General features: G+C 75.7%; 5 protein-coding genes. 3 read left to right on the forward strand and 2 right to left on the reverse strand.

Features of this window, described 5'->3' with window-relative positions; genetic code table 11:
* Positions 1-14: 14 nt before the first annotated feature.
* The gene (locus tag AB852_RS11275; protein WP_107499201.1) at positions 15-8,948 is read right to left on the reverse strand and encodes a type I polyketide synthase; all 8,934 of its coding nucleotides are present in this window, start codon (positions 8,946-8,948) and stop codon (positions 15-17) included.
* Positions 8,949-9,355: 407 nt separating this feature from the next.
* Positions 9,356-9,814: a MarR family winged helix-turn-helix transcriptional regulator gene (locus AB852_RS11285; protein ID WP_073786611.1), complete on the reverse strand. Its 459-nt coding sequence runs from the start codon at positions 9,812-9,814 to the stop codon at positions 9,356-9,358.
* A 119-nt stretch (positions 9,815-9,933) separates the two neighbouring features.
* Here AB852_RS11285 and AB852_RS11290 point away from each other — a divergent pair, with 119 nt between their 5' ends.
* From AB852_RS11290 to AB852_RS11300, 3 genes are all read left to right on the forward strand, one after another.
* A complete protein-coding gene (locus tag AB852_RS11290; RefSeq protein ID WP_073786613.1) occupies positions 9,934-10,845 on the forward strand; it encodes an LLM class flavin-dependent oxidoreductase in 912 nt (303 codons plus the stop codon).
* The gene (locus tag AB852_RS11295) at positions 10,842-11,468 is read left to right on the forward strand and encodes a YceI family protein (protein WP_073786615.1); all 627 of its coding nucleotides are present in this window, start codon (positions 10,842-10,844) and stop codon (positions 11,466-11,468) included. The genes AB852_RS11290 and AB852_RS11295 overlap by 4 nt, the downstream gene beginning before the upstream one ends.
* Before the next feature lie 92 nt (positions 11,469-11,560).
* Positions 11,561-12,262, forward strand: a complete 702-nt coding sequence (locus tag AB852_RS11300) for a hemerythrin domain-containing protein (protein ID WP_073786617.1) — start codon at positions 11,561-11,563, stop codon at positions 12,260-12,262.
* The last annotated feature ends 67 nt before the right edge of the window (positions 12,263-12,329 follow it).

A 12,329-nucleotide genomic window follows, 5' to 3' on the forward strand; every position in this document is an offset into this window, starting at 1 on the left:
CCAGGGGTCGTGGTTCAGCCGGTGGGGGCTGCGGGGGCGGTCGGGGCTGTCAGGCCGTCGGTCCAGGTGCGGACCGCCTGGGCCGTGGTGGCGGCGTGTTCCTCCACGATCGTGAAGTGGTCGCCCGGGACCTCCGAGGTGTCGCACGGGCCGGGCCAGGCCGCCTGGCCCGCACGGTCGGCGGAGGTGCCGCCGGGGGTGTCCGCCTCGGGTGGCCGGTCGGCGGCGCGGACCAGCAGGACGGGCACGCCCGGCGGTTCGGGACGCCATCCCCGGAGCATCCGCGTGTAGGCGCCGAACGCGACCAGTGCCATGTCGTCCACCGCTGTCTCGAACTCCGGTCCCATGGCCAGGGCCGCGCGGGCGGGCATGGCGAGCAGCCAGGGCTCGGCCTCGCGTTCGGGGGTCACGTGGTAGGTGTCCAGGAGAACCAGTCCGGCGGGCGGTGTGCCGGTGGCCGCGAGCCGCGCGGCTACCGCGTGGGCCGGGCAGCCGCCCATCGACCACCCCACCAGGACGGGGCGGCGTCCGCCCAGCCGTTCGCGCAGGGTGGCCGCGTGCAGGTCCACCAGCGTCGCCCAGTCGCGCGTCGGCGCGTCGCCCGAGGCGACCGCCGGGTGCCGCATCTCCAGTACGTCCCGCTCGTCCTCGAAGTGGCGGGCCAGGGTGGCGTACCAGGGCCTGCCGAGGGCCGGCGAGAAGCCGGGGAAACACACCAGCGGCGGACGGTCGGCCTGCCCCCTGGCCAATTGGATCGGGTCCAGGGCATGCGCGGCGGATTCCTCGGGTCCGAAGCCGGGGGCCGCCAGCGACGCCGTCACGAGCAGATGCATCGCCGAGACGACGTCACCCGTCGCGCACACCCGGCGGTAGAGGGAGGCGAGGGTCTGGCGGGACCGGGACTTCGCGGTACCCGTCGGCCCGGCGGTACCCCCCGGCCCGGCGGCGGCCTTCTCCCGGTGCGGCGCACGCGTAGGCGCTGCTTCGGGCCCTGCCGTACGCGCTGCCTCGGGTGCTGCCGTAGGCGCTGCCTCGGGTGCTGCCCCGGGTGCTGCCTCGGGTGCCGCCTCGGACAGCCGGGTCAGTAGATGCTCCGTCAGCTGCTCGCAGGTGGGGACCTCGAAGAGGAGGGTGACCGGTAGCTCCAGACCGGTGAACAGGCCCATCCGGTTGCGCAGTTGGACGGCGGCCAGCGAGTCGAGGCCGAGTTCGGTGAGGTCGCGGTCGGCTGGTACGGCGGCCGCGCCGGTGTGCCCGAGCACGTCGGCGACCGTCTCGCGGACCAGGTCGAGCAGAGTGGGGGCGCGGTCGGCGACGGGCAACCGTGTCAGCTGTTCTTGCCACGCGCCCGGCGTTTCATGCCATGCGCCCGGTGTCCCGTCCGGCATCCGGTCGGCGCCGGACAGGACCGGCCCTCCCCCGCCCTCACCGGATGCTCGGCCGTCAGCAGGCTCCACGGCGGTGGTCGGCGGAAGGCCGGACGGACCGGGCAGCAGGTCCCGCAACAGCAGCGGGAGGGGCTGTCGGGCCCGGGGGACCAGCGGGAGCGGCGCGAGAACGGGCCCGCCAACTGCCAGGGCGGCGTCGAACAGCGCCAGGCCCTCGGCCGCGGTGACGGCCCGGAGCACGCCGTCATCCGTCCGGCCGGTGCGGGCGGCCATCCCCTCGCCGCCCGCCCATGGTCCCCACACCAGCGAGAGCGCGGGCAGCCCCCGGGCCGTCCGGTGCAGCGCGAGGGCGTCGAGGAAGGCGTTCGCGGCGGCGTACCCCGCCTGGCCGGGGTTCCCGAGCAGGCCCGCCGCCGAGGAGAAGAGCACGAACCGTGACAGGGGCAGATCCTCCGTCAGCTCGTGCAGATGCCAGGCCGCGTCCACCTTCGGCCGCAGCACGGCGGCGATCCGCTCGGGTGTCTGGCCCTCCAGCACCCCGTCGTCGAGTGTCCCCGCCGCGTGCACCACCGCGGTCAGGTCGGCGGAGCATCCGGCGATCACCCCGGCCAGCGCGGAGCGGTCGGCGGCGTCGCAGGCGACGATGTCGACCCGGCAGCCGGTCCGCTCGATCCGCTCCCGCAGCAGCCGCGCGCCGGGCGCGTCCGGGCCGCCGCGGCTGGTGAGCACCAGTCGGCGTACCCCGTGACGCTCCGCCAGATGACCGGCCAGCAGGGCGCCGAGCGCCCCCGTCCCACCGGTGACCAGCACCGTACCGTCCGCGTCGAAACCGGCCGCCCGAGCGGGCTCGACGGCCACCGGGCGGATCAGTCGCGGCACATGCACCCGGCCCGCGCGCACGGCGAGCTGGGGTTCGCCGGTCGCCAGGGCGGCCGGCAGCCGGTGCACCGAATCCGGGTGGCCGTCGAGGTCGACGAGGGTGAGGCGGCCGGGGTACTCGGACTGGGCGCTGCGCGCCAGCCCCCAGACCGCGGCGGCGGCCAGGTCGGGGTCCGCGCCGGTGGCACCCCGGGTCACCAGGACCAGGCGTGTTCCCGGGGCCGACGCGGGCAGCCGGTCCCGCAGCAGCTCCAGGGCCCGCGCCATCAGCCCGTGCGTGGCGGCGACCGGTCCCCGGGGCGGGCCTGACGGATCGGCCGGACCAGCCTGACCGGGCGAGTCTGCCGGATCTGCCGGACCGGACGGACCGGACGGAGCAGACGGACCAGGCGGAGCAGACGGACTGGACGGAGCAGACGGAGCAGACGGAGCAGACGGAGCAGACGGAGCTGACGGACCGGGCAGTCCCGGCGGGCCTGACGGGCCGTTCAGCGCTGGGCTGGACGGGGTTGACGGACGGGACCGGCCGAGTCGACGGGGCAGGTCGGGCGCGTCTGCCCGGTCCGACTGACCGGGCACGCCTGACGAGGCTGCCGGGCCGAGCGGGGCCAGGGAGACGACGAGGGCAGGGGCGGACGGTGCCGTCCAAGAACCGGCGGCGGGCGACCAGGGCTCCGGCTCGCCCGGAACGGACACACCGTCGTACGGGGTCCTGCCCCCGACCGACGCGGGACGCCCAGCGCCGGACAGCGTCGCGGCCAGCCCGAGGCCGTCCGGCGCGCCCACCTCCCAGACGGGCGGGGCCGAGCGGGCCGGTTCGGCGGGCGTCCAGTGCGGCCGGTACAGCGGTTCGGGGCGGGGGGTGCCGCCGTCGGGGGCGGGTACCGGGCGGGGGGTGCCGCCGTCGGGGGGTACCGGGCGGGTGGTCAGTTCCGTCACCCGCAGCACCGGCCGCCCCGCCGGGTCGGTGAGGTCCGCCGCGACGGTGTGGTCACCGGTGGGGCGCAGCCGGACCCGCAGGGCGGTGGCCCCGGTGGCGTGACCGCTGACACCCCGCCAGGCGAACGGCAGCCGACCGGTCCCGGCGGGCCGTCCCGGGCTCACGGGGAGCAGCAGCGACGCGTGGAGGGCCGCGTCGAACAGCGCGGGATGAAGGCCGTACCTCTGCGCCTCGGCCACGGCCTCGTCCGGAAGCCGTACGTCGGCCAGCAGGTCGTCGCCCTGGCGCCACATCGCCCGTACGCAGCGGAACGCGGGACCGTACGCGTGACCCGCCGCCGCCAGACGCTCGTAGGCTCCGGTGAGGTCGACGGGCACCGCGTCCGGGGGTGGCCAGGACGCCTCGTCGGCGTGCGCCGGGGCGGGCGGGTCGGCCCGCGGCCCGAGACGGCCGGTGGCGTGGTGGGTCCATGCCCCGAGGGGGTCGCCGTCCGCGGGGCGCGCGTGCAGGTCGACGGTCCTGCGGCCGGACGGGTCCGGTGCGCCGAGCGTTACCCGCGTCTCGACGCGCCCGCCGGAAGCGGGCAGGTACAGCGGGAGCAGCAGTGTCAGCTCCTCCAGTTCCGCCAGATCACAGGCGGCGCCGGTGTGGAGCGCCAGATCGGCGAGAACGGTGGCGGGGACCAGTACCCGGCCGTGCACGACGTGGTCCCGCAGCCAGGGCTGTCCGGCCTCCGAGAGGTGTCCGGTGCTCAGCAGGCGGTCCGTGTCCGGCAGGCTCGTCGTCGCGGAGAGCACCGGGTGGCCCGTGGTGTGCGGGGGCGCGGCCGTGTCGACGGTTCCCGTAGCGGTGGGGGCGGGCTCGGCCAGCCAGTGGCGTTCGCGCTGGAAGGGGTAGGTGGGCAGGGCGATCCGCCGGGCGGGCGGGCCCGGGGACGCCTGCCGGACGGCCTCCCAGTCGACCGGGAGGCCGTGCACATGCAGCCGGGCGAGCGCCGCCAGAAGCGTGCCGGGCTCCGGGTGGCCGGTCCTGGTCGTGGCGGTGAACACCCGGTCCCCCGGTTCCCCGACGGTGCTCAGCGCGGCCGAGGTGAGCTGGGTGCCGGGGCCGACCTCGGCGAAGGCGGTCACCCCCGCCTCGTCCGCGAGGTGGCGTACGGCTTCGGCGAAGCGCACGGTGCCACGGGCGTGGCGGACCCAGTAGTCCGGTGACCGCAGGTCGTCGCCGGTGGCCGGGCGTCCGGTGAGGGTCGGGACGACCGGGATCCGGGGCTCATGGAAGGTGGCACGCGACACGGCCCGGGCGAATTCCGCCAGCACCGGTTCGACCAGCGGGGAGTGGAACGCGTGACTGGTCCGCAGCCGGTCGGTACGGCGTCCGCGGGCCTCGAAGCGCGCCGCCACCGCCGCCACCGCCCGCTCCTGCCCGGAGACGACCACCGACCGGGGGCTGTTCACCGCGGCGATCGCCACCGGCCCGGCGGCGGCCGGGGTCCTCGCGAGTTCCGCCGTCGCCTCCTCCTCCGTGGCCTCCAGGACGACCATGGCGCCACCCGCCGGAAGGCTGCGCATCAACCGGCCTCGTGTGGCGACCAGTTCGACGGCGTCGTCCTCGGTGAGGATTCCGGCGGCGTGCGCCGCGGCCAGCTCACCGACGGAGTGTCCGGCCAGCAGGTCGGGCCGCACGCCCCAGGAGGTGAGCAGCCTGAACAGCGCGACCTCGAACGTGAACAGCCCGGCTTGGGCGACATCGGTCCGGTCGAGGGCGCCGGTGGCGTCGCCGGGTTCGGGCCACAGGCTCTCGCGCAGCGGCCGGTTCCCCGTCATGACGGCGTCGAAGCGGTCGCACAGCGCGTCGAAGGCGTCGGCGAAGACCGGGTAGGCGGTGTGGAGTTCCCGGCCGAGGCCCGGCCGTGCGGCGCCCTGGCCGGTGAAGAGCAGGGCCAGCCGTGGGCGGGAGCGGACCGGTACCGGGTCCGCCGTCCGGGCGGCGAGCCGGTCCAGTCCGTCGAGCAGGCCGGCGCGGTCGTCCGCGGCCACCGCGGCCCGACAGCGGAGCGCGGCGCGTGAGGTCGCGGCGGAGAACACCACGTCTCGCAGGGGCTGTTCGGGCCGCTCCCGGAGGAACGCGGCCGTACGCCGTGCCTGGGCCCGCAGCGCGCCCGCGTCGGCGCCGGACAGCAGGAGCGACGGGTACGGCGGCTGCCACGGGGGTGACGGGTGCGGCGAGTCCGGGGTGCCGTCGGGTTCTCCCGCGTCCCGCTCGGCGACGAACTCCTCAAGGATCACATGGGCGTTGGTGCCGCCGATGCCGAAGGCCGACACGGCGGCGCGGCGGGGCCGACCGGGGACGGGCCGCCACGGCTGTTCCCGGGTGAGGGGCTTCACCGCGCCCGAGGACCAGTCGACGCCGTGGGAGGGCTCGTCGAGGTGCAGCGTGCGCGGCAGCACTCCGTGCCGCATCGCCAGCACGGTCTTGATGACCCCGGCGACACCGGCCGCGGCCTGGGTGTGCCCGAGGTTCGACTTGAGCGATCCGAGCCACAGGGGCCGGTCGGCCGGGCGGTCGTGTCCGTAGGCGGCGAGGAGCGCGCGGGCCTCCACGGGATCGCCGAGCGGGGTCCCGGTGCCGTGCGCCTCGACGGCGTCGATGTCCGCCGGGGTGAGTCCGGCGGCGGCGAGGGCCTGGCCGATCAGCCGCTCCTGGGCGGGTCCGCTGGGCGCGGTCAGGCCGTTGGACGCGCCGTCCGAGTTGACGGCGGAGCCGCGGAGCACGGCGAGCACCGGATGGTTGTTGCGCCGTGCGTCGGCGAGCCGTTCCAGCAGGACCAGTCCGACACCCTCGCCCCAGGCGGTTCCGTCGGCCGCGGCGGAGAACGGCTTGCAGCGGCCGTCCGGGGAGAGCGCGCGCAGCCTGCTGAACGCGGTGAACGGCACCGGACCGGCCATGACGGTGGCGCCGCCGGCCACGGCGAGGGAGCAGTCCCCCGAGCGCAGCGCCCGCGCCGCCCAGTCCATGGCCACCAGCGACGAGGAGCAGGCCGTGTCGACGGTGACCGCGGGCCCCTCCAGACCGAGGGTGTAGGCGATGCGCCCGGAGGCCACGCTGCCGGCGGAGCCGAGCGCGAGATGGGCCTCCTGCGGGTGGCCCCCTCGGTGCAGCAGACGGCCGCCGTAGTCGCCGTGCATCACCCCGACGAAGACGCCGGTGTCGCTGCCGCGCAGGGTGGTGGGGGCGAGGCCCGCGCGCTCCACGACCTCCCAGGCGGTCTCCAGCAGCAGCCGCTGCTGGGGGTCGGTGGCCAGCGCCTCCCTGGGGGACATACCGAAGAAGGCGGCGTCGAAGTCGGCGGCCCGGCGCAGGAACCCGCCGCGCCGGGTGACGGAGGTGCCCGGCTTGTCGGGGTCGGGGTCGTGGAGGGCGGCCAGGTCCCAGCCCCGGTCGGCGGGGAACGCGGAGGTGGCGTCCGCTCCGTCGGCGAGCAGCCGCCACAGCTCCTCCGGGGTGCGGACGTCGTCCACGGGGCCCGGGAAGCGGCAGGCCATCGCGACGACGGCCACCGGCTCGTCGGCCGCCTGGGTGTCACCGCGGGTGCCGGACCGGGCCGGACGTGCCGCCCGGGGCGGGGCACCGAACAGCGCGTCGTACAGGAAGCCCGCCACCGCGTCGGGTGTCGGACGGTCGAAGACCAGGGTCGCGGGCAGGTCGAGGCCGGTGGCCGACCTCAGCCGGTCGCGCAGCAACACGCCCTGGAGGGAGCCGAGTCCCAGGTCGGCGAAGGTCTGGCCGGGGTCGGGGGCGGTGCCGGTGCCCTCGGCCGACCCGGCCGTGGCGTCGAGGACGAGTCGCAGCAACGCGCGGCGCCGCTCCGGGGCGGGGGACGCGAGCAGCCTGGCGCGCAGTCCGGCCCGGGTCCTCGCACCGTCCCGCGCGAAGGTCCCGGTCAGCCGGGCGGCGAGCACGGTCCGCCGGATCTTGCCGGAGGAGGTGCGGGGCAGGGTGTCGCTCGGCCGGATCTCGTCCGGCACCTTGAACGCGGACAGCCGTTCGCGGCACGCGGCACGCAGCCCGGCGAGGACGGTGTCCCGCGCGACGGGATCGGGGTCCTGCCCGGCGAGGCTGGTCTCCTGCCCGGCGAAGCTGCTGTCCTGCCCGGGGCGGTCGACGCCCTGCTGGGCGAGGTCGGCGTCCTGCCCGGCGAAGCCCGAGTCCTGCCCGGCGAGGCCCGTGTCCTGCCCGGCGAGGCCGGGGTCCCGCGCGACGAAATCGGGGTCCTGCCCGCCGAGGTCGGTGTCCTGTGCCGCGAGGACGACGAACGCCACCGGGACCTCCCCCAGTACGTCGTGGGGGCGGCCGACGACCGCCGCGTCCGCGACTCCGGGGCAGGACAGCAGTACCTGCTCCACCTCCACCGGGTTGATGTTCTGGCCGCCGCGAATGATCAGGTCACCCACCCGGCCGGTGACCCGCAGGCCGCCCTCCGGTGTGCGGTGGCCGAGGTCACCCGTGCGGTACCAGCCGTCCCGTAGGACCCGGGCCGTGTCGTCGGGGCGGTTGTGGTAGCCGGTCATCAGGCCGGGACCACGCACCCAGAGCTCGCCCTCGCCGCCGTCCGCGAGGGTGTCCGTGGAGACCGGGTGGGCGATCCGGACATCGATGCCGGGCAGCGGCCGGGGCACGCGGTCCGGGCCGGGTGCACCGGGCCGGGCGAGCGCGATCTTGCCGCTGGTCTCGGTGGCGCCGTAGCCGTCCAGCAGGGGCGCGCCCAGCAACTCCTCCACCGAGGCGCGTAGTTCCGTGGGGCAGGGCGCTCCGGCGGTGACGCACACCCGGAGGCCGCCGGGTACGGGCCCGGTGCGTCGTATCGCGCTCACGAGCAGGTGGTAGGTGGCCGGGACCCCGGCCAGCATCGTGAAGGGCTCGCCGGACGGACAGCTCCGCAGGGTCTCGGCGATGTCAACGCCCCGGTCCAGCAGGCGGGCGCTCGCGCCGGTGGCGACCACCGCGACGACGCACAGCGAATGCGCGTAGGCGTGGTGCGTCGGCAGCGGCCACAGCAGCCGGTCCCGGTCGGACATGCCGAGGAGCGGCGCGTAGCCCGCGGCGGTCGACCACAGCGCCGCCCGCTGACTCGTCACCGCGCCCTTGCGCGCGCCGGTGGTGCCGGAGGTGTAGAGGATCCACGCCGGTTCGTCCAGACCGAGGTCGTCGCGCGGCGGGTCCTGCGCGTCGGTCCCGTCGCTCCCGGCGAGTTCCTCGTACGGCACGGCGCTGTCGGGTCCCCCGGCGGCCCCACTGTCGGATGCCCCGGACGGCGGTGCCACCGGGCCGACGACGACGCGCGTCCGCAGCGGGTGCCGCCCGGCCGCCATCCGCGTCAGCCGTTCGAGCAGCGGCGCCTCGGCGACGACCGCCACCGCGCCGCTGTCGGCGAGGACATGGGCCAGTTCGTCGTCGGACGCTCCCGGGTCCAGCGGTACTCCGACGGCGGCGGCCCGCAGGGCCGCCAGCGAGCTCTCCACCATTTCCACCCGGCTGGGCAGACAGAGCAGCACCCGGTCCCCGCGGTGTACGCCCAGCCGGGCCAGATGCCCCGCGAGGCGTGCCGTCCGGAGCTCCAACTGCGCCCAGGTCAGCGAACGTCGTCCGTCACGGAAGGCGGTCCTCCCACCCGTGCGCGCGGCGTGCTCCCGCAGCGCCTCGGCCAAGGGGCGTACCAGTTCCGCGCGAACTTCCGTCATGCGTACCCCTCTTGTGCACCCGGGTCCTCGGACGTCCGACGACTATAGATCAACTACGTGCCGGGGCCATCCGGTTGCCCCGAGCATGGCGTGCCGAGCCGCTTCGGACGGGGGCGTGGCCCGCGCTGGGGCTCGGGGTACCGGCCGGGCCGGCCGCGCCTGGACCTCGCGCGTCGCCAGGATGCGGGCCCCGCGCCCGCCGGCGGACCAGGGACCCGGCGGCTCACCAGGGAGCGGCCCGTCGCCGGTGCGGCAGGGCACCCGGCCCTACGCACCCTCCGCCCGCCACCTCCGGCCACCCGCGGTCCACCCACCGCCTCCACCCGCGAGCGGACCGCGACCAGGGCGCGCGGACGGCGACCAGCGCGCGGACCGCGACCCCCGCGCGTGCCCTACGGGCTCGCGCCCTACGCCTCGCGCCCGGCGCCGTCCTCGTCCGCCGCCTCGTGGAGCCGTTGCAGGAAGTCCGCCACGGGCCCGGCCTCCGCCGGGAGGAGGTGCCGGGCGAAATGGTGCTCGATCCCGGCCAGGTGGACGCGGGACGCCTCCGCGAGGCGTTCCCGGCCCCGCTCGGTGAGGACCGCGTGCACCACCCGCCGGTCGTCGGGGGAAGGCACCCGTTCGACAAGTCCGGCCCGGTCCATCCGCGCCAGCAGGCGGGTCAGCCCCCCGGTGCTGTAGACGACGGACGTGGCGAGATCACTCATCCTCATCCGGCCGCCGGGGGCCTCGGCCAGCCGCAGCAGTACGTCGTACTGGGAGAGCGTGAGGCCGGTGCTCCGGTTCATCTCCCGCTCCATGGCCTGAGTGATCCGCCCATAGGCGAGAACGAGATCGGTCCAGGCATCCAGCGCCTTCTGCTCCATCGGGTCTCCACCGGTCCCTCGTCCCAGGAAATATATCTGCACCGACAATAGTTGCAGCAGAAGACACTTTACGACGCCGGGTCCATGGGACCGGTGCCATTTCCCAGAGGAGAGCGATCATGGGCATCCCCGCCGGTTCCGTCGGTATCAACATCGATCCGTCCGCCGCGGGCTCGGCGGCGGCGCTGCGTCTGGCCCGGCTCGCGGACGACTCCGGGCTGGACTTCGCCGGTGTGCAGGACCACCTCTACCATCCGGAGTTCCTGGACGCCTGGACGCTGGTCACCACCCTCGCCGGGGCGACCAGCCGGCTGACCCTGCTGCCGAACGTCGCCAACACCGTTCTCCGGCTCCCGGCACCGCTGATGAAGGCCGCCAACACGCTCGGCCACCTCAGCGGCGGCCGGGTCGTCCTCGGCGTCGGCGCGGGAGCCTCCGCCCCCGCCATCGCCGCCTACGGCGGTCCCCAGCACACCCCCGGCCAGGCCGTCAGCGCCTTCGAGGAGGCCCTGACCGTCATGCGGGCCATGAGCGACCCCGCCCGGCGGTCCGTCCGCTTCGACGGCGAGCACCACCGCGTCCAGGGCGCCCGCCCCGGGCCGTTCCCTGAGCGGCCCGTGCCGCTGATGGTCGGCGCGTACGGGCCGAGGATGCTGCGGATCACCGGCCGTCTCGGCGACGGCTGGCTCCCCAGCAACGGCTACGCGCCACCGGAGCGCGTCCCCGGCATGCAGCGGATGATCGACGAGGCCGCCGTCGCCGCCGGGCGGGACCCCGGGGCCGTCCAGCGGATCTACAACGTCATGGGCACCATCACCGCCGAGGGCGCACCCGCGTCCGACAGCAAGGGCGTCGTCGGCCCGCCCGGCTTCTGGGTGGACACCCTCCTCCGCTACCGCGAGGAGCTGGGCTTCGACTCCTTCCTCTTCTGGCCCGTCGACGGCGACAGCGAGACACAGGCCGCGCTCTTCGCCGAGCACGTCGCCCCCCGTATCCGTACGGCCACTCCGCGAGGACCTCAGCAGTCATGAACGCCACCCCCGCCGCCACCGCTCCGGCGGAGCGGACCCTCAGCACCCCGCCCCCGGGCACCTGGCACCTCGACCCCCTGCACTCCAGCATCGGCTTCGTCGCCCGCCATCTCGGCTTCGTCCGCGTCCACGGCCGCTTCACCGACGCCGAAGGCACCCTCACCATCACCGACCCCGTCGAGGCGACGACCGCCGAGGTAAGGGTCGCCACCGCCACCATCGACACCGGCGTGCCCGTCCGGGACAACCATCTGCGCTCGCCGGAGTTCCTCGACGCCGACCGGCACCCCCTGATCGGGTTCCGCGGCCACCGGGTCCACCGCACCGGCGACGGCTGGGCCATGGACGGCGACCTCACCGTCGCGGGCGTCACCCGCCCCCTGACCCTCACCGGACAGTTCCTCGGCCAGGACGTCTACCCTTTCACCGGGGGCCGCCGCCTCGGCTTCACCGGCCGCGCCACCGTCGACCGCCGCGACTTCGGCGTCTCGGGACTGCCCCCGCTCCCCGGAGCCCGGATCTTCGTCGGCGCGGGTGTCGACATCGAACTGGACATCAGCATGATCGACCACGACATCCAGCCCTTCAACCAGCAGCTCCTCGGACGCCCCCAGGCTCTCTGAGCAGTGCGGGACGGGCCCGTCACCGTGGGGCGCCGGACATCCCCGACGGCCACGAGGACGCGCCCCCGTCCCATCCCCAGCGGAGGAATCAGATGAGCAGAAGGAAGACCGGCGGCCGCGGGCGCGACCCGTACGCCGGAAGCGGCCGGGCGCGGGGGCAGGCGCCGACGCGCGGCGGCCGGCCGCAGGGACCGGCGCCGACCCCCGCGCCGAAGCAGCGCCACAGCACGAAACGCGCACTCCAGGAGTCCACCCGCCCCACCGCCCCGAAGCCCGCCCGGGACACCGGGACCACCCGCCAGGGCCACGACGAGGCCCGCCGTCTGATCGACGTACACAATCACTACCGGCGGGAGCTCGCACAGGTACGGGACCTGCTGCGCCAGGTCAGGAAGGGCGGCGCCACCATCGACCGGGCCCGCGGCCGGGTCAACGCCCTGGCCCTCGCCACCGCCGACGGCGGCTTCAGCGAGATATGCCGCGCCGCGTGTCGTTCGCTGACCGAGCACCACCGGCTGGAGGACCGCGGCGTCTTCCCCCACCTGCGGCGCAGCCGGCGCGACCTCCAGCCGGTCCTCGACCGGCTGGACGAGGAGCACCGCACCATCCACTCCCTGCTCACGGACGTGGACCGGGCCCTGGTCCACCTCGCCCGCAACCCCGGCGACCACGGCCCCGTCACCAAGGCGATCGACCTGCTCACCGATACCGTCCTGTCCCACTTCGCCTACGAGGAACGTGAGCTCCTCGGCCCTCTCGCCCGCTACGGCTTCGCCCCCGGACGCCGTCGCTGAGCCGTCGGGCAGGGCGAGGGCGCGCCCGCTAAGGCAGGGCGAGGGACTGCGAGGCACGGCAAATCGA

The organism is Streptomyces uncialis (genome assembly GCF_001905345.1).
Taxonomy (GTDB): Bacteria; Actinomycetota; Actinomycetes; order Streptomycetales; family Streptomycetaceae; genus Streptomyces; species Streptomyces uncialis.